Below are 22,823 nucleotides of genomic sequence, written 5' to 3' on the forward strand. Positions count from 1 at the left end.
GCCAACCGACGAGCAATCCAGAAGAGCTTGGTGTTGCATTAGTCAGTCTTATGGAAACGTCAGCGTGACACGCCCACCTGCAACATCGCCAACGTCTGTTCCTGCGAGACCTTCATTTCATCGATCAGCCACTTGGCGAAGCGCCGGATCGGCGAACGAGTTCCCCCAGGGCGGCTCGCCAAAACCCGGTACGTGGCGCCGGCTACCGGCGGCCGCTTGGAGGCTGCGACCAACTCTTCCCCCCTCATAAGCCGATGGACCAAGACTGTCCGCCCCATGGCGACTCCCTGCCCTGACCGGGCCGCCTGATAAGCCAGGTGGGCGAGATTAAAATGTCGGTCGAGAAAGTCTTTTCCCGCCCATTCAGGCGCCGTCACGACCCAGGTATCCCACTCGAAATACATCGGTCCATCGACCCAGGGTACGACATCGTGAAGGCGCGTGATCTGCCGCGCCGTCGAGCGATGGTTGTCGCCCTCGTCGATCAAATACCCTTTGGCGCAAACCGGAAATATCAATTCCTGTAGCGAGGCGAGTTCGTGCAGCCCGGCCGTCGGTTCCTTTTGATATTCGATCATGACGTCGACGCCTTGATCGTCGAAATTGTCGATCGAGGTCGGAATTAATTCTGCCTTGATCGATAATTCAACATCGGGATTTCGGCCGTAAAAGTCTTCGAGCCGGGGTACCAGCCACTCGGTCGCCAGCGAGGGAGCGCAGCTTACTACCAGCGCGCGACGACGCACACCCTCGAAATCCTCCAGCACACCGTTCAACGTCGAGGACACGACGTTCATGGCGCCGAGCATGTTGTAGCCCGATTCGGTAAGATGCAATCTGCCCCGCCTGCGCACGAAAAGGGCAATATTTAATCGCCGTTCCAATCGGAGGATGCGCTGGCTTACGGCACTTTGCGTGACGTTAAGTCGTCGCGCCGCGGCAGTGATGGATTCAAACCGGGCCACCGAACGGAACAACCACAGATCGGACAGAAGCTGCCCGTCGAGTTTGCCCGTACCATCGGAATCGCGATCCATTCGGCTCCCCTTTGGTTTGCGTCATCCGAACGACCTGGGCCGCTCATCCTATAATTTTAGCTAATGGTCTCGCAAGGTCTTCAACATTGCGGAAGCGAAACTTCCGGCAGACAAAAACACGCGGGTCCGATCGGATCGGGAGCGCGGCAAAATGCGCTGAGCAGCGCTCTTACGGTTCGAAACTCGCGAGGGATGTCGGGCGACAAAGCTCGACGCTCAGGGAAGAAGGGGAAGAGGTATGAACCGATTTTGGAAATCAGCCGGTAGGTCCCGACTCATGGAAAGCACAGTTGTCGTGCTGACGAGTCTCTCAGCCTATTCCTCTCCGGCAATCGCCCAGACGGCATCCGCCGAAGCGGCTACCACCGATGCCCAGAAAACAACCAATCGGGAAAACGACGACATCGTGGTGACGGCGGCGCGCGCGATGAGCGCGAACGGCGCTCTCGGCAGCAGACCGGTGTTGGACACTCCCTATTCGATCAATATCGTCTCCGCGAAGGAAATCGAGGACCGGCAGGCATTTTCAATGTCGCAGGTCTTTGCGAAGGACGCCAGCATCGGCCTGTATACGGGCAGCGCCTACAACGCTTATTCGAACCGATTGACCATACGTGGCCTAAGTCTCGATCTGGGCAATAGCTATCGTTTGAACGGCCAGCCTTTCTATGGGTGGGGCTCAGTATTGCCGATCGAGGATATGCAAGAGATACAGGTGCTGAAGGGCGCTTCCGGCTTTATGTATGGGTTGGTCGCACCCGGTGGCGTCATTAACTTCGTTACGAAGAAGCCGACGGAGACACCCTTGGCCAGCGTCGATGCGGGGTTCCGGTCGGACTCGGTATTTACAGGTCATGTCGATCTAGGGGGGCGCATAGGCAAGAACGATATGTTCGGCTATCGTACCAATCTATCGTTCGAAACGGGCCATACCTATACCAATAGCGACGTCGACCGGCAGGCGGCCACATTGGCGATCGACGCGAAGATTTCGGACAGCCTCCTGTGGAGCGCAGAAGTGCTGTATCAGCGTTTCTACATCCGCCGGCCGGTTCCCACGAATTTTGCCATCAACACGCCGACTTATCTGACCACCGTCGTGCCCGAGGGTATCGACAGCCGTAATCTGCAGGTTTCCCCGCAAGCGTTCAGCGATGACCATTTCTTTTACGGGACGACCGGCCTGAGTTGGCGGTTTGCTCCGAACTGGTCGGCCAGTCTGGCCGCGTCGGCGATGCGCATCAACCGCGTCTATCCGACTGACTATTTCTACATCCTGAACCAGGCCGGCGATTATAAGGACCGAACCTTCCCCGGCCGGTATCGATTATCATACCGTCATCTGCAACTCCTGGTGAACGGCACCTTGAACACCGGTCCGGTCGAGCATCAGATCGTGCTCGGCGGCGTCATCCAACAGCAGCAGGCCTATACCGACACCAACAACGTCTTCACCGTCTCGCTCGCTGCCGCGCCGCTTAGCAATTTATACAACCCGACCGCGCCGAACTGGACGGTGCCGAACGAGGGCGCCCAATATCGCTATACTTACGTCCTGCAGAAGGCGGCGTTTATCAGCGACACGCTGACCTGGGGCAAGTTCTCGCTCCTGGCCGGCATTCGCTATAACGACTACACCACCCGTCAGTGGAATGGCCCGGGACAACCGCCTGCACTGAACTATCAGAAGCCGGTAACAACTCCATCGCTCGCCATCATGTTCAAGCCGATCCCCGGCGCAACGGTATATGCAAGCTATGCCGAGGCGCTCGAGCAGGGCGTGGTCGTGAATTCACTCTACAACAATTACAATCAGGTCTATCCGCCGCTCAAGAGCAAACAATACGAAGCCGGAGTGAAAGTCCAGCGCCCGCTATTCGACGCCACCGTCGCGCTGTTCCAGATGGACCGCGCCGCCTACGTCGCCGATATCGCGAACAATTATGTGCCCGCAGGTCTTCAGCGGTATCGCGGCATCGACAGCGCGTTCGCCTTGCGACCGGCATCGGGACTCGAACTGTTCACGTCCTTCGTCCTGCTGGACGGCGTATACAAGAACACCGACATCGCCTATCTGCGCGGTCGCCGGGCGGCGGGCGCGACACCGTTCTCGGCAGCGTTCGGGGCGAGCTACGACGTCGCCGCTGTTCCAGGGCTTACCTTCAACCTTCTGGGTAAGTATTATGCGAAGACGCCAGTCTACGTCACAGCCGCAACTCAAGTGACGATAAGCACGCGCGATTCAACCGTGTTCAGTGGCGGGCTGGGTTACAAAACGAAGGTCGGGACAACGCCGATCACATTCCGTGCCCAGATGGAAAACATCTTTAACGTGAAATACTGGCTACCGGCGGCCAACGCCCTGAGCATCGGCGTGCCCCGCATGGTATCGCTGAACGTCAAGGTCGATCTTTGACAAGAGCACCGGTCACGCATTGCAGAGAGAGCAGATTCGGATGACAAAATTGCTCGTGGATCGGCGGATGGTCACTGCGGCGCTGCTCGCCTTGCCCTTCGCTACGCCCGCGCGGGCGCATCTTCGACAGATCGCCTTCGTCAACCATTTCTATGCCCTGCTCGACGGGGAGACGGCGGAAGCGGTGAAGACCGCGGCGCTGCTCAAGTCTTTCGGCGTGCTGCGCGTCAAGCACGTCAATGCCGGGGACGGGCAAAGCTGGACGGGCCGCTATCTGTACATGCGAAACACCTATATCGAGCTGTTTGGGCCGGGCGATTCGGGCGACCTGACCGTCGGGTCGCTCGGCATCGGTTTGGGGGGCGATCGGCCGGGCGTGCTCGACGAAATGGCGGCCCGCCTGCGCCGTGCCGGCGTAGCGTTCGAGGCGGACATGACGCGCCGCACCTATGTGGATCGGAGCGTCGATTGGTTTAAGAAGATCGCGCCTCCTTCGCCGCCGCCGGTGTCGGCGCCCGCGGGGGTGCCCAGACCACCCGCGGTCGAGATCTGGGCGATGGAATACGTGCCGGGTTATTTCGACGTTCCCGAAGCCGGCAAGGGCGTGAGCCTGGGACCGCAGGACGTGGTCTCCCGCCGACGCTATAACGCGTCCGAATATCACGGCGAACTGCTGTCCGACCTCGCGCACGTGTCGTTCGCGATCGATCGCGGCGATTATCTGTCGATCCGTCCGCTGCTCGCCGCGGCGGGTTTCGACCTGGCCGCCCGGGCGGACGGCGAAGCAGCGCGGAGCGCGGAGGCCTCGGTCGACTTCACCTTCGTCCCGAAACGGCAAGCGGGGCTTCGCGAGGTCGGCTTTCACCTCAACCGGGCGCTGGGCAGTACGCACCGGGAAACGATCGGCAAGTCGGAGTTGGTCATAGGGCCGGGGCGGACAGCGCGCTGGTCGTTCCAGCCAAGGCAATGAGTATGCGTCGGGGACTTGCCGGCGTCGTATGGGCGACGAGAAGCCGCATAGCGATGCTGGGCATCGCGGCGCTTGCTCCGCTGGCGGCCGCCGGCGGAGCGACGGGACAAGTGGCGTCCGCGCTCGACTATGCGATCTACGCCGCGGCTCCGACCAAGGTCGACATCGGCGGCCGCAGGATCGCCCTGCGCTGTGCCGGGACCGGCGGCCCGACGGTCGTGCTCGACACCGGCCTGGGAGGATGGTCGATCCACTGGTGGCTGGTGCAACCGGTGCTGGCGAAGCGCGTCCGGACCTGCGCATGCGACCGCGCTGGCTTCGGCGACAGCGATCCGCCGCCCGGGCCGCAGACCGTGGGTGACGTCGCCCGCGATCTCCACGCCGCGCTCCGGGCGGCGCGTGAGAAACCGCCTTATGTGCTTGTCGGGCAATCGCTTGGCGGCGTCGAGGTACGTTTGTTCACCCAGCGCTGGCGGCACGAGGTCGCCGGCATGGTGCTGGTGGACAGCAGCTTCGCCGACCAAGTAACGGTCAAGAGGGCGCTGCCGGGCTGGGATGCGGCGGCCGATCGCAAGAAGCGTGACGACAATCTCGATTGCGCGCGACGCGCCGCCGCGCCGTCGTTCAAGCCTGGCAATGACGCCTATGCGCGGTGCGCCTTCCCGCCCCCCGACGGCGCGCCGGCCGTGATCGCCGCGACGTGGCCGCATTATTTCACGCCGAGCTATTTTACGAGCAGCCAGCCGTTGAGCGATTCGCTCAGCGGCACGCGCTTCCTGCGCGCGGACAAGCTCAAGCTTGGCGTCATGCCGCTCGTCGTCCTGACCGGGCTCAACCGCCCCGCGCCGGCACGGGGTCAGGAGCAATACATGAAACGCTGGCTGGCTATCTGGCAGGAACGGCATGAGGCGCTGGCACGGATGTCGTCGCGCGGCGTCCATCGCATCGTCGCCGATTCGGGTCACAACATCCAGTTCGACCAGCCCCAGGCCGTCCTCGCCGCCATCGATCAGGTATTGGACCAACTCGGCGCGGAGGCCAGATAGGATGCCGATCGTGGATCGCCGATCCTTTCTGGGCTCTGCCGGCGGCGGGGCGATGGTCCTGTCCGCTTCCGGGGCGGGCGCCGCTGTCCTTCGCGACGATCGGGCCGCCAGGCTGGACGCCGTGCTGGGCGCCGCTGTTTCCACGAACGGACCCGGCATGGCGGTGGGCATGGTGCAGGGCGGCAAGACCGTCCTGCTTCGCGGCTACGGGCTCGCCGACATGGAATCGGGCGCGCCGTTCACGACGCGGACGCCGGTCTGCGTCGCCAGCGTGTCGAAGCAGTTCACGGCGTTCGCGATCGGCCTGCTGGTCGACGAGGGGAAGGTCGACCTGTCGGCCGATGTCCGCGCCTACCTCCCATGGGTGCCGGATTTCGGGACGACCATCCGCGTCGGCCACATGATCCACCATGTCAGCGGCCTGCGTGACCAGTGGAACCTGTTCATCATCGCGGGCAAGCAGATGGAGGACCTGCTCGATCGGGGTCAGGTGATTGCCGCGGTCAAGCGACAGCGCGCGCTCAACTTTCCGCCAGGGTCCGACTTCGCCTATTCGAACACGGCCTACACGCTGCTGGCGGAAATCGTGGAGGCGGCGAGCGGCAAGAGCCTGCGCGCCTTCGCGGCGGAGCGCATCTTCGCGCCGCTCGGGATGACCGCGTCGTTCTTCGACACTGATACCCACGACATCGTGCGCGATCGCGCAGCCTCATACGAGAAGCGCGATGACGGACGTTGGGGGCGGTCAATCCTCAGCCACAGCATTGTGGGATCAACCAACCTGGTCACAACGGTCGAGGACCTGTTGAAATGGCAAGGTTTCATCCTGTCGCCGTCGGGTCCGCTCAAGACAGTCGCCGACAGGGCGCTGGACCCGGTCATCCTGTCCGATGGAACACCGGTGAAGTATGGCTATGGTCTGTATCGGGGCAAAGTCGCGGGATTTGACGTGTTCGGGCACGGTGGCAGCGTCGCCGGCTTCAGGACCAATGTCATGTGGATTCCTGGCGCCGACGCGGCCATCGTCGCGCTGCGCAACGACAGCGGCAACGCCGTTGAGGCGATGACGAAGATCGTCGACATCTATCTTCCGGCCGGCGGCGCAAAGCCGGCAGCCGCGGCGCGGCACGCCCCGATCGCGTGGACCGCGACAACCATGAACGGCCTGGTCGGGCAATGGCTGGCGCCGAACAGGATTGTCCTGACGATCGCGGAGACGCCGTCCGGCTTGTCGCTCGCGACCGCTGCTGCGCCGCCCAAGGCGATCATCCTGCGCGACGACGGCACGTTCGATACTGGCGCGTTCAGGGGCACTTGCTATCGCGTCGTTCGGGATGCCGCCGGACGCGCGATCCAGCTGTACGAAGATAATGCCTATGCCCAGGGGATCAGCCGCCCCTATCACCGCGTGACCGCAGCCACGCCCGCCGCGGCGCAACTGGCGGAGATCGTGGGCGCCTATCAAAGCAAGGAGCTCGACATCATCCACCGCTTTACCGTCGAGGGCGGCCGCCTGGTGTCGCGCGACATCTGGTCGACCGAACCGGTCGTCTGGCAACCGAGTATCACCGACCGCTTCGATGCATGCGGCAAATGGGCCGACTGGCTCGGTAATCTGGACGTGATACGCGACACCGCGGGGCGGGTTGTTGCCGTCGCGTTCTCGTCCGTGCGCGCCAGGAACATTCGGTTGGACCGCATATGACGCACGATGCGTCCCTGATCCCTCGACCCTGTCGTGTGTGTGACCGATCCAATGGCGGTAAAGACGGCGCGGTATCGCCCGTTGGAGGACCGGCGCGGCGATCGGCGGGCTGTGCCGTCAGTGTCGGCCTGCCGCGCATGACGGTCGCCGAGGCGGTCGCCCAAGGAGCGAGGACCGCCGTGCCCGGTTTCGCGAACGCGGGCGGCGTGATGGAACAGGCCGATATATTGTTCTGCGTGGAGGCACTCCGCGCTGGCCTTCACGTCTCATCCAGCCTGCACGCCCGCCTTTCCGCCGCTCCGGAGATCAGCGCGGCAGCCAGGCCGGCCGGCCTGTCGCTGTTCGATGTCCGCGAGCCGCTGGCTGGATTACCGGTCGGCGCGGAGGAACCGTGCGCCGGCCATAGACCGCTGACCGTTGGCACCGGCTGCCCCCTTGAGATGGTCCAATGCCTCGTTTCTCCAGCCCTCGATCTGGCGGCGGGACGAATCCTGCCCGAGCGCCGGCGGCCACGATCAGGGCGAGCATCGCGCTCGCGCTACTGCGGCTGAACAGCCTTGAGATACGCATCCACGCGATCCCTCATGTCGATCTGGATATCGGAGTGGGCGCGAGCCTCGATGTCCGCATAATATTCGGAGAGCTCGATCCTGCTGAAATCGAGCGCCTGAAACTCCTCGGGCGTGAACCCCCGACACACGGGCTTCTTCGGGTTTCCCAGAGGTTGCCGTTGAACGACCTGAGCTGCGGGCGGCTCTGCGAAGGATCGTTGCTGCGCATCGGGCCGGCCTCCTGCTTCTTCCTCAGCGCCGGACGGGTGCTCCTGTAAGGAAACGCACGCGCAAGCGTTTGATCCCCGCATCATTCAGCCCGAATGCCTGATGGACATAATTGTCGAACGAGCCGTAACGGCGATCGACCTCCGCGAAGGCGGCGTTGATATAGGCCGGGCGCACCGTCAGCAGCGGCTCCAGCATCGTCGGCGTCACCTTGCTGTCGGGGCGGGCGAGCATGGCGAGCGTCTTCTCGTTCTTCGCCTTCAGCGTAACGTTGCTTTCCAGATAGTCGGCCATCACTGTCTCGCGCGGCACGCCCAGGATGGTCAGGATCACCGCCGTTGCCCAGCCCGTCCGGTCCTTGCCGGCGGTGCAGTGATAGAGCATCGCGCCGGTTTCCGGCAGCTCGAGCCGCGCCAGCATCGTCGAATAGGCGTCGCGCGCGCTTTTCAGCGTCACCATCTCGCGGTTGGCGTCGGTCAGCATCTTGGCGGCGTCACCCTTGGCGACGAGGTCCATCACCCGGTGCATGTCGCCGGCCACGCCGTCCTTGCTGTCGGCTATCACGTCGAGCACCAGCGGCTGCGCGCCGGCGGGCAGGCGATCGGGGCCGTGCTGGCGCTCGCCGGCGGTACGCAGGTCGCCGACCACGCCGATGTCCAGCGTCGACAGGGTCGCGAGATCGACGTCGCTCAACTGATCGAGCTGATCGGAGCGATAGATCATGCCCATCCGCACCCAGCGCCCGTCGGCGGTGCGATAGCCGCCGATGTCGCGAAGGTTGGGCACGGTGGCGAGGTGGAACAGGCGGTCGGCCACCACCAGCCGCTCGCCGCGCGCCGGGACGAGCGCGAAGAACCGCCGCTTGCCCGGCGTCAGCCCGGTGACGCGCGCGCTGCCCGTCTCGCCGCCGCGCGCCACGATGCGCGCGTAGCTGATCGTGTCCGGCGTGTCGCCGGCGTAGACTTTCACCGCGCCCGCGCCGGGGGCGGACCAACGGATCTCGGCAGCGTCGCCGGTCTGCGTGACGGTGGTGGCGCGGAACGGGATGACATGCGCCTGTGTCGCCACGCGCTCCGGCGCCTCCTTCGCCGCCAGCGGCTGCCCGAGCGGCGCGGTGACGACCAGCGCGGTGAGCGCGAGCGTCGCCATGCGACGCCAGACCGGGCGGTGATTCGCCGGATGCGTGGCGGACAGGGCATCGGCGGGTCGGGTCATGTCGCATCTCCTTGTCGTCAGATCTGATCGATTGTTTCCGACGTCGTCAGCCATTCGCGACCGCCGCCTTCGCGTTGAGGTGAAGCAGCCGGCGGAAAGATTCCTTCTCCGTCGGATCGGCGGCGTCATAGGTGCGCTGCCGGCCGAGCTGATCGGCGTTACAGACATAGAACAGGATGCCGCCGCCCACCGCGTTGACGATCTGCATCGCCGGGACGGTGCGGAAATCGCCCGCCGCTACGCCATCTTCGACGATCGCCTCGATATCGCGCAGCACCTTGTCGGAGAACTGAACGGGATCGCCGTGGCGCGGTGTGGTGTCGGCGACGTTGCGCAGGATGATCCGCGCCGCCGCCGGCCGCGATACGAGGAAGTCGAGCCAGGCGTCGAGCAGCGCGAGCAGCCGGTCGACCGGCTTCGCCACGCCGTCCAGCCGCGCTGCGGTGAATGTATGCATCGCGGCGAAGATGTCGCTCTCCACCGCGTCGTACAATTCCTGCTTGCTCGGGAAATAATAGATGATCGAGGGGCGTCTGATCCCCACGGCGGTCGCCACGTCCTCCATCCGCGAGGCGGCATAGCCGACGTCGGCAAAAACGGTTTCCGCGGCATCGAGGATGGAGCGGCGTGTGGCCATGCCGCGATCGTGCTTGATCGGTTTCATCCCCCTCCTTTTCAACGCGGTGCGCGGCTTCACAAGCCTCTTTAGAGCCGGCGCGCGGGCGAATTCCGCCGCCGCACGCTTCATGCACCGTCGCGACGAATATTGCAATTCTACCTACAAGAAGGTAGATGATTCGCCGGCGCCGTAGCGGCAGGGACTTTCCCGCCGATGCAGCGCCCATCGGTAAGGGGAGGGGATATGACCAAGGCATTGTCCGTCTGCGCGCGCGTGTTGCTCGGCTCGACGGCGCTGATCGCTGCCACGGGGGCATGGGCGCAGACCGCGCCGGAGACGCCGCCGGCGCCCGGCAACCAGCTGGAGGATGTCGTCGTCACCGCGCAGAAGCGCCTGGAATCGCTTCAGAATACCCCGCTTTCGATCGTCGCGCTGACCAGCGCCGATCTGGAGAAGAATGGGGTGCACAACATCACCGACCTGCAGACGTTAGTGCCCAACCTGCAGCTTTCGGCGCACCCGAACAGCGGCGTCACCACGCTGATCGCGATTCGCGGCATCGGCGCGACGGACGACCAGATCACGCAGGATCCGGGGGCGGCGATCTATCTCGACGGCGTCTATGTCGCGCGCAGCCAGGGGCTGGCGATGGATGTGGCGGATATCCAGCGCGTCGAGGTGCTGCGCGGCCCGCAGGGTACGCTGTACGGTCGCAATGCCAAGGCGGGCGCGGTAAATTTCATCACCGTTCCGCCGAAGCTCGGCGAGTTCGGCTTCAAGGAAGACCTGACGCTCGGCAACCGTTCCAATTTCGGCAGCCGCACGATGGTCAACATCCCGGTCGGTCAGACGATTGCGGTGCGGCTGTCCTATCTCTATCGCGCGATGGACGGCTTTGTCGCCAACCCGGGCAGCAATGTCGCCCGCTATGGCGACATCCGACGCCAGGCGTGGCGCGCGGACGTGCTGTGGCAGCCGAGCGATGCATTCCAGGCGCGCTATTCCTATGATCGTTCGAACATCGGCGACACGCCGGCCTATGTCGCCCGCGCGCCGCTCTATCCGGCGGTGACGCCGCTTCCGACGACCGGCAGCGGGCTGGTCAGCGGGCTGAATCCGAACGACGTGACGGCGCAGGGGCACAGTCTGCTCCTGACGCTCAACCTCGACGAGAATGTCGCGCTGAAATCGATCACCGCCTATCGCGCCATCTCGAACTTCCAGAACGAGAACTTCCTGCCCGGCCTCGGCGGCAACCCGCTGCCGGTGTTCCGCAATTCCTCGCTGATCGAGCAGCATCAGTGGAGCGAGGAGCTTCAGCTCGTCGGCAACACCCCGGACAAGAGTCTCGAATATGTCGCCGGCTTCTATTATTTCGCCGAATCCGGCAACCTGAGCAGCGGGACGGTGACGAGCCAGGCGCCGACGGTCAGTTCGATCAACGGCTCGACGATCGACAACAAGGCCTATGCCTTCTTCGGGCAGGCGACATGGAGTCCGGCGGCGCTCGACGGGCGGCTGCATCTGACGGCGGGCGGGCGCTATTCGAGCGACCTGCGTGGCGCCACGCTGGCCCGCGCGACGCAGACGCTCGCCACCGGCGTGATCGTCAACGATCCTAATGTCGGCGCGGGCAAGCACCGTTATTCGAACTTCAGCCCGACCGGCGTGATCGCCTATGACGTGACCAAGGACATCAACGTCTTCGCCCGCGTCGCACGCGGCTATCAGACCGGCGGGTTCAACACCCGCGCCAGCTCGATCGCGGTGTTCAACCGGGGCTATGGCGAGGAAACGCTCACCTCGTGGGAAGCCGGCGTGAAGTCGCAGTTCTGGGACAACCGCATCCGCTTCAACCTGACCGGCTTCTACAGCAAATACCACGATATCCAGGTCAACGTGCAGTCCGATCCGACCAATCCGCGGATCGTCGACGTGCTCAACGCCGGTCGCGCGACCATCCAGGGGGTCGAGCTGGACGCGATGGCGCGGCTGGCGCGCGGGCTGACGCTGGGGCTGAACTACGCCTATCTCGACGCCAAATACAACGACGTGCGCGACGCGACCGGCAAGAATATCGCCGCCAACTTCCGCTTCCTCAGCCCGAAGAACAGCTTCAATATCAACCTCGATTATCAGGCGCTGGCGACGCCGATCGGCGTGTTCACGTTCAGCGGCAATTATGCATGGCAGGACAAGAAGAACACCGCGAGCAACAATCCGGCGCTGATCATCGGCAGCTATGGCCTCGCCAACGCGCGGCTGACGTTGAGCAACATTCCGGGCCTGGAGCGTTTCCGCTTCGCGGTGTGGGGCAAGAACCTGACCGACAAATCCTATTACATCAGCAACTTCCAGCTCGGAAACGGGGTGCAGGGCGCGCTCTTCGGCGAGCCGCGCACCTATGGGCTTGAAGCGATCTTTGAGTTCTGACCGCGCAAAGGAGAAGGGACATGCGGACGCACCATCGCGTGATACTGGGGGCATGTTTGTTCGCGATGGGCGCGGGGGGCGTCGCGGCGCCCCCCGCGCAGGCGCCCTATACTCCGGGCCAGCAGAAGGTCGCGCGGACGGAGAAGGCGTTCGGCGACGCGCTGGGCGATTTCCACTTCGCCGTGTTCGGCGACCGGACGGGCAAGCATCGTCCGGGCGTGTTCGAGGAGGCGCTGCGGGATGCACGGCAGCTTCATCCTGATTTCGTCATCAATATCGGTGACCTGATCGAGGGCAATACCGAGGATCGCGGTGAACTCGATCGTCAATGGTCGGAGATCAACGGCGCGATCAACGCGATCGACGTTCCGTTCTTCTACGTCCCAGGCAATCACGACATCACCAACACGGTGATGCGCGACGAATGGCGCCGGCGGATGGGCGCGGACTATTACAGCTTCGTTTACAAGAAGGTGCTTTTCCTTATCCTCAACACGGAAGATCCGCCGCAGCCCGAGATCAGCCGGATGCTGCTGTTCAAGGAATATGGCGGCGAGGCGATGGCGACGGTGTTCAAGGCGCTGTCGGGCGACCCGGCGGAGGCGAAGGCGCTGTTCGCGCGCGATCCGCGGCTAGCCGAGCTGGCCGGCAAGATCATGGCGGCGGAGCATGTCAACATCGGTGCCGATCAGGTGCGGATGGTCCACGACGCGCTGGCGAAGAACCGCGACGTGCGCTGGACCTTCGTGCTGATGCACCGCCCGGCATGGCGCGGCGATGTGCCCGCCTTCCGCGAGATCGAGACGATGCTGGCCGACCGGCCCTATACTATGCTCGCCGGCCATTATCACAAATATGCCTATGAGCGGCGGCACGGGCGGGATTACATCCAGCTCGGGCGCACCGGGGGCACCCCGGGGGCGGCGGGGGACGATCCCGCAGTGGCGGATCACATGATGTGGATATCCTTCACCGGGAAGGAGCCGCGCATCGTCAACATGCGGCTCGACGGTTTCTATGGGAAGGAGGGGCCGGTCTCGAAGGACGCGGTCCCCGCCGCGCCGACCGCTCCGGCGCAACCAGGTGAAGGCAGGCTATGACGATGCGACCTGACGACATGCCGCGGACCGGCGTGGTGGTGACGGGCGGGGCATCGGGAATCGGTCTCGCCAGCGCGGAGGCGCTCGCGGCGACCGGCCGCCCGGTCGCGCTATGGGATCGCGACGGTGCCAAGGCCGAGGCGGCGGCGGCGCGGATCGCCGCCGACCATGGCTTCGCGGCGACCGGCATCGCGATCGACCTGTGCGATCTCGACGCGATCGGCCCGGCGCTGGAGCGGACGCGCGCCGCGCTCGGGCCGATCGGCGGGCTGGTCCATGCGGCGGGGATCGTCGACACCGCATCGCTGGAAGGGATCACGCCGCAAAGCTGGGAGGCGGGGATCGGCGTCCATCTGCGCGCGCTCGCCTTCGTCACGCAGGCGCTGCACGGCGATCTTGCGGCCAATCCCGGCTCGGCGATCGTCGCGATCGCCTCGATCAACGCCACGCTGGGCAATGCGATGAACCCGATCTACACGGCGGGAAAGGGCGGCATCCTGTCGCTGGTCCGCTCGCTGGCCGATCGGCTGGCGCAAGATGGCATCCGCATCAATTCCGTCTCGCCTGGGCAGATCCGCACACCGATGGTGCAGCCCGCGATCGACGCGCTGCCGCCGGGCCATTTCGAGCGCCGCATCCTGCTGGGCCGTATCGGCGAGCCGGCGGAGGTGGCGAAGGTCGTGCGCTTTCTGATGTCGGACGAGGCGAGCTACGTCACCGCGGCGGAGATCGTGGTCGATGGCGGGAATATTTCCTCGCAGCGTTGAGCCTCCACATCGGTCGCACATTGCGGCTGACCGCAAGCGGGCGGCACGTTCGCGTGCCGGCCGCACGCGTGCGGCCGGTGGTCGGCGTCACGGATATATTCGTTGAACGGCGGCTGGATCGCGAAGTCCATCCGGCCAATCGAGCGGAGCATGTCGTCATGATCGGTGATGCGCGGCCGATGGCTGAAGGTCGGTACTTCGACGCTTATCCTCGTCGAAAGCCTGCGCAAGTTTGTTGAGGCCCAAAGGGTTCAGTGACCGCCACGCTGGCGCCGACCCGCTGCATTTTCTTCCACCCCAATCCACAAGATGCCGATCGCTCCTGTACGGGATGTATTCGGGACGTGGGGAGCTTCCCGTCCCGGAGACATATCTAAGTCGTTGAAATAACTTGTGTACCCTGCGGGACTCGAACCGGAAAATCAGGGGAATTGAGGGGTTTTAGGGGCAAAAAGCCACATAAAAGCAGGATGTAGATGCCCCCTGACTCCCCTGTTTTCCCCTAAATCTGGCACGGATTTAGGAACGGCATTGAGGAACGACAGTGTGTATAAATATGTTGCGAGTCAGGAATGAAATCTATCGGATCGGCTGATTTTTTTAAGCGGCATTGGACTGCCCACGATGACTGTTCCGGTTGCGTAGTTAGATGTTTGATTCCACGGTTTGATGGTGCGCTCCTTTCATTGGAATGGAAGGAAGCCGTATGAGACAGGTACGTCACGGGAGCGTCACGACCACGCACGCCGTGCGAGCAGCAATACAGCGATCGCAAGCGTCGTTCGCGACGCTGAGCCGCGAGCTGGGGATCAATCCCAAGACGGTAGCGAAGTGGCGGAAGCGGACGACGGTCGAGGATCTGAAAACCGGGCCGAAGGCCCCTCATTCGACCACCCTGACCGAAGCCGAGGAGGCGATGGTCGTCGCGTTCCGGCGCCACACGCTCCTGCCGCTCGACGACTGTCTCCATGCATTGCAGCCATCGATCCCGCATCTGACCCGATCAGCGCTGCACCGCTGCCTGCAACGCCACGGCATATCACGCCTGCCCGACGTCGAAGACGACAAACCAAGCGGCAGCGCTTCAAGCGCCACCCGATCGGCTTCTTCCACATCGACATCGCCGAGGTGCAGACCGCCGGGCCGCAGGCGATCGAAGGTCAACGCAAGCTCTATCTGTTCGTAGCCATCGACCGCACCAGCAAGTTTGCGGTCACCCAGCTGGTCGACAGGGCCGATCGACGAACAGCATGGGAGTTCCTGGAGCATCTGCTGATGGCTGTGCCCTACCGCATCCACACGATCTTGACCGACAACGGTATCCAGTTCGCCGAGCAGCCGCGTAACCGGAACACCGCCTGGTCGCGACAGATGCGCTTCGATATGATCTGCGAGGCGAACGACATCGAGCATCGGCTCACCAAACCGAACCATCCCTGGACCAACGGACAGGTCGAACGGATGAACCGCGCCATCAAGGAAGCGACCGTCAAACGCTTCCACCACGACACCCACGACCAACTCCGGACGCACCTCACCGACTTCATGGCAGCTTACAACTTCGCACGTCGGCTCAAGACACTCAGCGGACGCACACCCGACGAATACATCGTCAAATCTGGACGTCAGAGCCAGAGCGGTTCATCGTCAACCCGATCCACCAAATCCCGGGACCAAACATCTAATATTCTCCAATTCCCTCGCTAAAATGGGATGTCTTCAGGATCGATCCGATTTTCCCCCGACGAAAGCCACTTGCGCATGCGCTACAAATGTAGCACACTACATTTGTAGCGCATGGAGATTCGTATGCTCGACAGATTGCCGCCGCGTGAGCGCCAGATCGTGGACCTGCTCTATGAGCGGGGCGCGATGGTGGTCGGCGACATATGTTCGGCCTTGCCCGATCCGCTGTCCGGATCGGCGGTGCGCGCGATGCTCAAGCGACTTGAGGACAAGGGGTTCGTCGCTCGCCACGAAAGCGAGCGCGGCTATGTCTTCTCGCCGACGCTGCCCGAGGACAAAGCCAGCAACAATGCGCTTGGCCATATCGTCCGCACCTTCTTCAACGGATCGGCGGCGAGCGCGGCGAGCGCGTTGCTCGGCATGTCGCAGCGGCTCGAGGAAAAGGAACTTGACGAGCTGGAGGCGCTGATCGCCCGCGCTCGTGAGGGGAGAAGGGCATGACCTTCATCATCGGCCTCGCCGTCAAGTCACTGGTGGTCGCCGGGCTCACACTCGGGCTGCTGCGGCTGTTCCGCAACGCATCGGCGGCGCAGCGTTCCTGGCTTGCGCATGCCGGTCTCGGCGCATTGCTGCTGATGCCCGTCGTCGCGATGCTGCTGCCCGCGCTTGAAATCCAGACCAGGCTGCTGGGCACCGAAACGCCGGCAAGCCGCGCTATCCCGATGACTATCGCGCCGGCGCCTCGCCTCGCGCACCACGCCGCCGCGACCGTAGCCCGCGTCGCGGCCGATCCCGTCACCACCGCCCTCGCGCAGATCGACTGGGCGCTGCTGATCTATCTCGTCCCGGCGATTCTGCTGCTCGGCATCACGCTGATCGCGCTGGTGCGACTGTTCGCGCTGCGTTCGCGCGCGCAGGTGATGACCAGCCCCGCATGGCTGAGCGCGCTCGCGCACGCCCAGGCACGGATGGACTTCAAGAACGGGACCGCGCTGCTGGTCAGTGACGCGCTGCCCTCGCCGGTAAGCTGGGGGCTGGCGCGGCCGGTCATCCTGCTCAACGAGGACGCGCTCGACGCCACCGACGAGGCAGAGGCGATCATCGCCCACGAACTCGCGCATGTCGCATCGATGGACTGGGCCAAGCTGCTGCTCGGCCGCGTCGTGACCGCGCTCTATTGGTTCAACCCGCTCGTCTGGCTGCTCGTGCGCGACGCGCACCAGTTGCGCGAGGAAGCGGCCGACGACGCGGTGCTCGGCGCCGATGTCGCGGGCGTCGATTACGCCGCATTGCTTGTCCACACCGCCCGCCATGATTGCCGTGCGGCGATGCTGGCCGCCCATGGCGTCGCGCCGGGCAAGGGATCGCTGCAGCGGCGCGTTCGCCGCGTGCTCGATCACAGCCTGCCGCGCACCCGGATGGAAGCGCGCTGGGCGATGATCGGCATGACCGTCGCGCTATTCGGCGGCGCCCCGCTCGCGGCGCTGACGCTGGTGCCGCGGCATCCCGCAGACGCTGCCGAGCCTCGCATGGCCGTCCCGGCCGCGCTGCCAATCGTTACGCCATCGCGGCAGGTTGCCGCGACGCCGGATGACCATGCCGCCGGTTTCGCCGCCGCTCCGGCCACCGATGCCGCGCTGCCCGCCGATGCCGTGACGCCCGCTGATGCCGTGACGATTGCGAGCGACCGCCACCGTGCCGCTGAAGATCTGGTCGACAAGGCGATCGAAGCGAAGGCCATGGGCATCACGCCGGGCTATGCCGCCGCAATCCGCAGCGCCGGCCCGGCATTCGCCAACGTGACGGCCGACGACCTGTCGTCGATGCGCGCCGTCGGGGTGACGCCGGATTACATCCGCGCGCTTGCCCGGTCGGGATATCGCAACCTCGATCCCGATACCGTGGTCGAAGCGCGGGCGGTGGGTCTGTCGCCCGATTATATCCGATCGCTTGTCGCCGCCGGATTGAACGACCTGACCATCGACGACCTGACCGGGCTCGCCGCGGTCGGCGTCAGCGCCGACGATGTCCGCGCGCTGCGCGCATCGGGACGCAAGGTCACCGTCCATAATCTCGAAAGCTACGGCGCGCTCAAGGGCCGCGTCCCGCGACCGCCCGGCGTCCCGGCCAATGCCGGTTTCCCGTTCGACCGCTGACCTGACCCCCTAGCCGAACTCCATTGCCGTCAACTCGTGACGTTCGCCTCCGGGCGAACGACCGGCCCCGCTTTGCCTGCTGCATGCCCCAAGGAGACGTGCCATGAACCGCCTTGCCACCTCGATCGCCGCGATGTTGCTGATCGCCTTCGCGATCGCCGCGAGCTGCGTCGCCGGGATGCGCGAAGACATCCGCTTCCACCTGTCGATGCGCGCCGGCGGCGACGAAGTCGAACTCGCCTTCGATCGCATCGGCCACGGCCACGACCGTCTGGGCAATGCGATGCCGATCGCGGCGCTTCGTGGCCTTTCCCCGTCGGCGCTGCGCTCCCCGGAGCGCACGCCCATCGCCTTCACGATCGACCGCGTGCCGGGCCGGGTCGACTGCCGGGGCATGGCGGCCGGCGGCAGCGCCGATGGCGGCTGCGGCTTCGCCCGCAACCCCGGGTTCGACGCCCGGCTCGCCCATGTCGGCTTCCCCCGGCTCGACGACGACCAGCAGTTCGTCCTGACCATGACCGACTTCGACCCCGAGGTGATCGAGGCGCTGAAGGCGGGGGACTATCGCACGCCCGATGCCGGCGGTCTGGTGTCGCTCGGCATCTTCGCGATCCACGCGGATTATGTGCGCGACATCGCCGCGGCGGGCTTTCGCGTCGGCAGCGTCCACGATCTCGTCCAGTTCAAGATCGCGCATATCACGCCCGCGTTGATCGCCGCCTATCGCCAGCTCGGCTATCGCGATCTTTCGGCGAACGACCTCGTCAAGATGGGCATACAGGGCATCACGCCGGATTTCATCCTCGGCTTCGCGCGCGCCGGCTTGCGCGACATTCCCGCCGACAAGCTGATCGAGCTGAAGATCTTCAACGTCACTCCTGATGACGTCCGCGCGATGCGCCGTGACGGCGCGGCTGCGGTCACCCCCGATATGCTGACCCGCCGTCGCATCCTGGGCGCGGCCATCAACGGCTGATCGCCCCACCGACCGACTGAACCACACGGCCAATGGCACGCCGATCACGCTCGGCGCCGGAAGAAGCGCACCCGGGCCGGGGTGTCATAGACAAATAATACAGGGAGTGTCGATTTGTCTGCCCCGAAGCACCTTCATCGCCGGCACGCGCGCTGGCGCCATGCGACCTGCCTTCTGGCGATCGCGGCCGGGTCTGGCGCGCCAATGCGCGCCGTCGCGCAGGCGGCCCCGGCCGTCTCTGCCGATGCCGGCCCGGCAGCGGGAAGCGGCGTCGTCTTCACGCCCGATTACTTCGCGCGCTTCGCTCCGCAGACCGCCTATGACATGCTGACGCAGGTACCGGGCTTTATCGTCGTTGCCAGCGATGAGAAGCGTGGGCTGGGCCAGGCATCGGAGAACGTGCTCATCAACGGCCAGCGCGTCACCGACAAGTCGGGCGGCGCGGTCGGGCAATTGCAGGCGATTTCGGCCGACGATGTGCTCCGCATCGAGGTCCGGGAGGCGGTGTCGTTCGGCATCGCCGGGCTGACCGGCCAGGTCGTCAACGTCGTGCTCAAGGCGACGCGCAAGGGACGCGGCAACATCACCTGGAACCCGTCGGTGCGCGCGCATTATGCCGAGCCGAGCTGGCTGTCCGGCTCGATCAGCTACAACGGCAGCATCGGCGATCTCGACTATACCATCTCGCTCGAAAACAATACCAAGCGCGGCGCGATGGGCGGCAATGATTATCGCGTGCTGTCGCCGACCGGCGTGGTGACCGAGCGCCGCGATCAGGTCAACTGGGACAGCACCGACGACGCCAAGCTGTCCGCGATCCTCAAATACACTGGCACGAGCGGCCTCCAGGCCAATCTGACGCTCGATTACGATCCCTATTGGAAGCGCGGCATCAACGACCAGCGCCGCACGCGCACCGACGGCAACGATAACGACTGGAGCAGCACCTATCACACCTGGGGCTTCAGCTACGACGCCAACGGCGACGTCTCGGTGCCGCTCGGCGGCGGCCGGCTCAAGCTGATCGGCCTGCGCCATTACGAACACGCGCCCGCCGTCACCTACCAGCGCACCGATTACGACAGCGGCGCGCCGAGCGAGGGCCTGCTCTACAATCAGGATGCGCGGACCAGCGAGACGGTCGGCCGGCTTGAATATCATTGGCAGGGGACGCGCAACGACTGGACGGTCTCGCTGGAGCGCGCCGACAACCAATATGCGCAGGTCAGCACGCTGGCCGGCCTGCGGTCCGACGGCAGCTATGTCTCCATCCCCTATCCGCAGGGCAGCGGCATCGTCGCCGAGAAGCGCTACGAAGGGCTCGCCACCTTCAGCCGTGCGCTTTCACCCAAGTTCAATCTTCAGCTCGTCGGCGGTGCCGAATATTCCGAACTCGGCGAGCGCAATTTCGGGCAGGCGCCACGCCACTTCTTCCGGCCGAAGGGCAGCATCCTGCTCGGCTGGCGGCCGACGCCGGGCTGGGACGCCAGCCTGAAAATGGAGCGCAAGGTCGGCCAGATCAGCTTCTCCGATTTTCTCGCCAACGAGGACGTCACCAACAATCGCGGCAACGACGCCAACCCCAATCTCGTGCCGCCGCAAAGCTGGGAAGTGACCGGCGAGGTCGGCCGCGATCTCGGCCGCTGGGGCAAGACGCGGCTGCGGCTCTATCGCTACTGGGTCGAGGATATCGTCGATCACATCCCGGTCGGCGCCGATGGCGATGCGGTCGGCAACCTGCCGCATGCAACGCGCCTGGGAATCGAGAGCATCAGCACGATCCAGTTCGACCCGCTCGGCTGGCACGGCGCCAAGCTCGACGCCGACATCGGCATCGAGCACGCCCGCGTCCGCGATCCGCTGACCGGCTTGCCGCGCCAGATCAGCGACACGCACGATCGCTGGGCGAACCTGACGCTGCGCCACGACGTGCCGCACACCCAGTTCGCCTGGGGCGCGGGCCTGCAATTCGATCATTACGGCCCGCTCTGGTTTCTCGACGAGATCAACCAGCAATGGGAAGGCCCCTATGCCAGCGTCTTCGTCGAGTTCAAGAACGTGCGCGGGATGAAGGTCAAATTCAGGATCTTCAACATCAACGACGGCCATGTGCGCTATTGGCGAGACGTCTATTCGGGCCGCCGCACTGTCGCGCCCCTGTCTTTCATGGAACGCATGCACCAGATGGTCGGCCCGATCTTCACGCTGACGCTGAGCAGGCGCTTTTGAAGCCTGCCCGTAAATATTACGGAGCAAGGTCGATCAGATACTTGTTTTAGCGGCTGAATGAGCGACCGCTTTCGGATCAACCTGAAGCGCGCTGAGCGGCTGGCATTAGGGCACTTAGCTGTCTTCGAAGCAGTGAGTGACCTAACCGCGTTGAGTTCGGCAGAAGCCGATAGCAACGAGTATCATGCCCGAGAGCATCGTGATGGCGACCGACCCCAGCATGATCGAAACGATCATCTCCTGGGCTGCGGAGGCGGAAGGTCGCGGGGCTATTATCGGTGTCACAGCACCAGTTCCCCAAATCGCAGACAATTGCGTGGCGAACCAATTGGTCGCGCTCCCGACGATCAGGAGAAGCAAGGCTGCGAGCTTGAATCGACGTGGCAGCGCTACTTACGCCCACGCAGATCCGATCGCGATCAGCAGGATACCATTGAGCACGCCCTCAAGATGAGCGGACAAGCCCATTCGAGAGTTAACGACCAACGTGGTGACGAATCCTGACACCAGCCCCAACAGCAATAATGTCGCGCCTGACCGGTAGAGCCACCGCGCCTGTTGCGAATTGATCGTCGCCAAACTCATCTACCAAGCATTGCGCAATTTTTTGTCGGGCGCCAGTTCAACCTGATTGGCCGGTTTCGGGATGCACCTCGGCATACCATTATGTCCGTTATTAGGGCGCCAATGGACGCTCCATGTCAATGCCCGCGATGGGTGGGAGTGTGAACTGCTGCCGGTCTGGTGGACACCGAGATAGGATGTTTCCGCCTATCGGAGGTCCAGAACGCAACGAAGGAAGTTCAGCCGCGAGTTCAAGCTCGAGGCGGTAAAGTTGGTGGGCGAGCGCGGTGTCGCGGTTGCGCAGGCTGCTCGCGATTTGGACGTGCACGAGAACGTGCTGCGCAAGTGGGTGAAGGAGTTTGCCGCCGATCCGGGACACGCATTTCCAGGGCACGGCCAGATGAGGCCGAAACAGATGGAGATTGATCGTCTCCGTCGGGAAGTGGCCAAGCTCAAGGCGGAGCGCGACATTCTAAAAAAGCCACCGCCTACTTCGCGAAGGACTCGATATGAGGTTCGCCTTCATCGCGAAGCACCGAGGGATCTGGCCGGTGGCATGGGTGTGCGGGGCGCCCGGTGTCTCGCGAAGCGGCTTCCACGCCTGGCTCACCCGAGCGCCGACGCAACGGACTCGCGACGATGAGGTGATCGGCTCCAGGGTCAGGGCCAGCCATGTCGGCAGCTACCGGACCTATGGCGCCCGTCGTGTCTGGCACGATCTGCTGGCAGAGGGCATCTCGTGCGGCCTGCACCGGGTCGAACGGCTCATGCAGGCACAGCGGCTTCGGACACGGCCGCGTCGTCGCGGCGTGCCCAAGGATCAGGGCGAACGCCCGGACATCGCCGGCAATGTGCTGGATCGCCAGTTCACGGCCGACAGGCCCAACCAGAAGTGGGTGGCAGACTTCACCTACATCTGGACCGCGGAAGGATGGCTCTACGGTTCAACCACCGCCGTCTGCTTGAGCCTATCTGCAATATTCCGCCTGCCGAAGCCGAGGATCGATATTACGCCATGCTCGACGACGAACGCATGGCAGCCTAATTTAACCCTTGGAGCCTCCGGCAAACCCGGCGCGGTTCAATAGTAGCTGGTTTGCAGTGCATTCGTGTCATTCGGTGCTC

The 22,823-nt window shown here is 64.2% G+C and carries 15 protein-coding genes and 3 pseudogenes; 14 read left to right on the plus strand and 4 right to left on the minus strand.

Features of this window, described 5'->3' with window-relative positions:
- Positions 1 to 59 precede the first annotated feature (59 nt).
- Positions 60 to 1,037, minus strand: a complete 978-nt coding sequence (locus F9288_RS09860; RefSeq protein WP_174836463.1) for a LysR family transcriptional regulator — start codon at positions 1,035 to 1,037, stop codon at positions 60 to 62.
- A gap of 295 nt (positions 1,038 to 1,332) precedes the next feature.
- Here F9288_RS09860 and F9288_RS09865 point away from each other — a divergent pair, with 295 nt between their 5' ends.
- From F9288_RS09865 to F9288_RS09885, 5 genes are all read left to right on the plus strand, one after another.
- Entirely contained in the window at positions 1,333 to 3,453 is a 2,121-nt protein-coding gene (locus tag F9288_RS09865) for a TonB-dependent siderophore receptor (protein WP_174836465.1), read from the plus strand.
- Positions 3,454 to 3,520: 67 nt separating this feature from the next.
- Positions 3,521 to 4,423 (plus strand): DUF5829 family protein, encoded by a 903-nt coding sequence (locus tag F9288_RS09870; RefSeq protein WP_174836466.1) that lies wholly within the window; start codon positions 3,521 to 3,523, stop codon positions 4,421 to 4,423.
- 53 nt (positions 4,424 to 4,476) lie between these two features.
- On the plus strand, positions 4,477 to 5,469 hold the full coding sequence (locus F9288_RS09875) for an alpha/beta fold hydrolase (protein ID WP_174836468.1): 993 nt from the start codon (positions 4,477 to 4,479) through the stop codon (positions 5,467 to 5,469).
- A 1-nt stretch (position 5,470) separates the two neighbouring features.
- Positions 5,471 to 7,174, plus strand: a complete 1,704-nt coding sequence (locus tag F9288_RS09880) for a serine hydrolase (protein ID WP_174836470.1) — start codon at positions 5,471 to 5,473, stop codon at positions 7,172 to 7,174.
- Entirely contained in the window at positions 7,171 to 7,725 is a 555-nt protein-coding gene (locus F9288_RS09885) for a DUF1611 domain-containing protein (RefSeq protein ID WP_302675325.1), read from the plus strand. The genes F9288_RS09880 and F9288_RS09885 overlap by 4 nt, the downstream gene beginning before the upstream one ends.
- On the opposite strand, the pseudogene F9288_RS22150 reads toward F9288_RS09885, so the two are convergent.
- From F9288_RS22150 to F9288_RS09895, 3 genes and pseudogenes are all read right to left on the minus strand, one after another.
- A pseudogene (locus tag F9288_RS22150) lies at positions 7,713 to 7,933 on the minus strand (conjugal transfer protein TraN); the annotation flags it as partial. The gene F9288_RS09885 and the pseudogene F9288_RS22150 overlap by 13 nt on opposite strands.
- A 44-nt stretch (positions 7,934 to 7,977) precedes the next feature.
- Positions 7,978 to 9,168, minus strand: a complete 1,191-nt coding sequence (locus F9288_RS09890) for a tyrosine-protein phosphatase (protein WP_254621152.1) — start codon at positions 9,166 to 9,168, stop codon at positions 7,978 to 7,980.
- Between the two features lie 46 nt (positions 9,169 to 9,214).
- A complete protein-coding gene (locus tag F9288_RS09895) occupies positions 9,215 to 9,832 on the minus strand; it encodes a TetR/AcrR family transcriptional regulator (protein ID WP_174836473.1) in 618 nt (205 codons plus the stop codon).
- Positions 9,833 to 10,030: 198 nt separating this feature from the next.
- Here F9288_RS09895 and F9288_RS09900 point away from each other — a divergent pair, with 198 nt between their 5' ends.
- The 9 genes and pseudogenes from F9288_RS09900 (at position 10,031) to F9288_RS09940 (ending at position 22,743) form a co-directional block, all read left to right on the plus strand.
- Entirely contained in the window at positions 10,031 to 12,220 is a 2,190-nt protein-coding gene (locus tag F9288_RS09900; protein WP_174836475.1) for a TonB-dependent receptor, read from the plus strand.
- A gap of 20 nt (positions 12,221 to 12,240) precedes the next feature.
- On the plus strand, positions 12,241 to 13,320 hold the full coding sequence (locus F9288_RS09905; RefSeq protein WP_174836477.1) for a metallophosphoesterase: 1,080 nt from the start codon (positions 12,241 to 12,243) through the stop codon (positions 13,318 to 13,320).
- Positions 13,317 to 14,087: an SDR family NAD(P)-dependent oxidoreductase gene (locus F9288_RS09910; RefSeq protein WP_174836479.1), complete on the plus strand. Its 771-nt coding sequence runs from the start codon at positions 13,317 to 13,319 to the stop codon at positions 14,085 to 14,087. Before F9288_RS09905 ends, F9288_RS09910 begins: the two co-directional genes overlap by 4 nt.
- Positions 14,088 to 14,793: 706 nt before the next feature.
- A pseudogene (locus F9288_RS09915) lies at positions 14,794 to 15,772 on the plus strand (IS481 family transposase).
- Between the two features lie 124 nt (positions 15,773 to 15,896).
- Positions 15,897 to 16,274: a BlaI/MecI/CopY family transcriptional regulator gene (locus F9288_RS09920; protein ID WP_174836481.1), complete on the plus strand. Its 378-nt coding sequence runs from the start codon at positions 15,897 to 15,899 to the stop codon at positions 16,272 to 16,274.
- Positions 16,271 to 17,929 carry a M56 family metallopeptidase gene (locus F9288_RS09925; RefSeq protein WP_174836482.1) on the plus strand — a complete coding sequence of 553 codons (1,659 nt, stop codon included), beginning with the start codon at positions 16,271 to 16,273 and terminating at the stop codon, positions 17,927 to 17,929. Before F9288_RS09920 ends, F9288_RS09925 begins: the two co-directional genes overlap by 4 nt.
- A gap of 103 nt (positions 17,930 to 18,032) precedes the next feature.
- Positions 18,033 to 18,905, plus strand: a complete 873-nt coding sequence (locus F9288_RS09930) for a hypothetical protein (RefSeq protein ID WP_174836484.1) — start codon at positions 18,033 to 18,035, stop codon at positions 18,903 to 18,905.
- A gap of 204 nt (positions 18,906 to 19,109) precedes the next feature.
- Positions 19,110 to 21,134 carry a hypothetical protein gene (locus F9288_RS09935; protein WP_174836486.1) on the plus strand — a complete coding sequence of 675 codons (2,025 nt, stop codon included), beginning with the start codon at positions 19,110 to 19,112 and terminating at the stop codon, positions 21,132 to 21,134.
- Positions 21,135 to 21,969: 835 nt separating this feature from the next.
- Positions 21,970 to 22,743, plus strand: a pseudogene (locus tag F9288_RS09940) (IS3 family transposase).
- The last annotated feature ends 80 nt before the right edge of the window (positions 22,744 to 22,823 follow it).

Source organism: Sphingomonas sp. CL5.1 (assembly GCF_013344685.1).
Taxonomy (GTDB): Bacteria; Pseudomonadota; Alphaproteobacteria; order Sphingomonadales; family Sphingomonadaceae; genus Sphingomonas.

What these genes read in the sequence shown, in the direction of transcription:
- F9288_RS09860 (WP_174836463.1), bottom strand. Translation starts at nt 1,037, where the DNA reads ATGGATCGCGATTCCGATGGTACGGGCAAACTCGACGGGCAGCTTCTG.
- F9288_RS09870 (WP_174836466.1), top strand. Translation starts at nt 3,521, where the DNA reads ATGGTCACTGCGGCGCTGCTCGCCTTGCCCTTCGCTACGCCCGCGCGG.
- F9288_RS09875 (WP_174836468.1), top strand. Translation starts at nt 4,477, where the DNA reads ATGCTGGGCATCGCGGCGCTTGCTCCGCTGGCGGCCGCCGGCGGAGCG.
- F9288_RS09880 (WP_174836470.1), top strand. Translation starts at nt 5,471, where the DNA reads ATGCCGATCGTGGATCGCCGATCCTTTCTGGGCTCTGCCGGCGGCGGG.
- F9288_RS09885 (WP_302675325.1), top strand. Translation starts at nt 7,171, where the DNA reads ATGACGCACGATGCGTCCCTGATCCCTCGACCCTGTCGTGTGTGTGAC.
- F9288_RS09890 (WP_254621152.1), bottom strand. Translation starts at nt 9,168, where the DNA reads ATGACCCGACCCGCCGATGCCCTGTCCGCCACGCATCCGGCGAATCAC.
- F9288_RS09895 (WP_174836473.1), bottom strand. Translation starts at nt 9,832, where the DNA reads ATGAAACCGATCAAGCACGATCGCGGCATGGCCACACGCCGCTCCATC.
- F9288_RS09900 (WP_174836475.1), top strand. Translation starts at nt 10,031, where the DNA reads ATGACCAAGGCATTGTCCGTCTGCGCGCGCGTGTTGCTCGGCTCGACG.
- F9288_RS09905 (WP_174836477.1), top strand. Translation starts at nt 12,241, where the DNA reads ATGCGGACGCACCATCGCGTGATACTGGGGGCATGTTTGTTCGCGATG.
- F9288_RS09910 (WP_174836479.1), top strand. Translation starts at nt 13,317, where the DNA reads ATGACGATGCGACCTGACGACATGCCGCGGACCGGCGTGGTGGTGACG.
- F9288_RS09920 (WP_174836481.1), top strand. Translation starts at nt 15,897, where the DNA reads ATGCTCGACAGATTGCCGCCGCGTGAGCGCCAGATCGTGGACCTGCTC.
- F9288_RS09925 (WP_174836482.1), top strand. Translation starts at nt 16,271, where the DNA reads ATGACCTTCATCATCGGCCTCGCCGTCAAGTCACTGGTGGTCGCCGGG.
- F9288_RS09930 (WP_174836484.1), top strand. Translation starts at nt 18,033, where the DNA reads ATGAACCGCCTTGCCACCTCGATCGCCGCGATGTTGCTGATCGCCTTC.
- F9288_RS09935 (WP_174836486.1), top strand. Translation starts at nt 19,110, where the DNA reads ATGCGCGCCGTCGCGCAGGCGGCCCCGGCCGTCTCTGCCGATGCCGGC.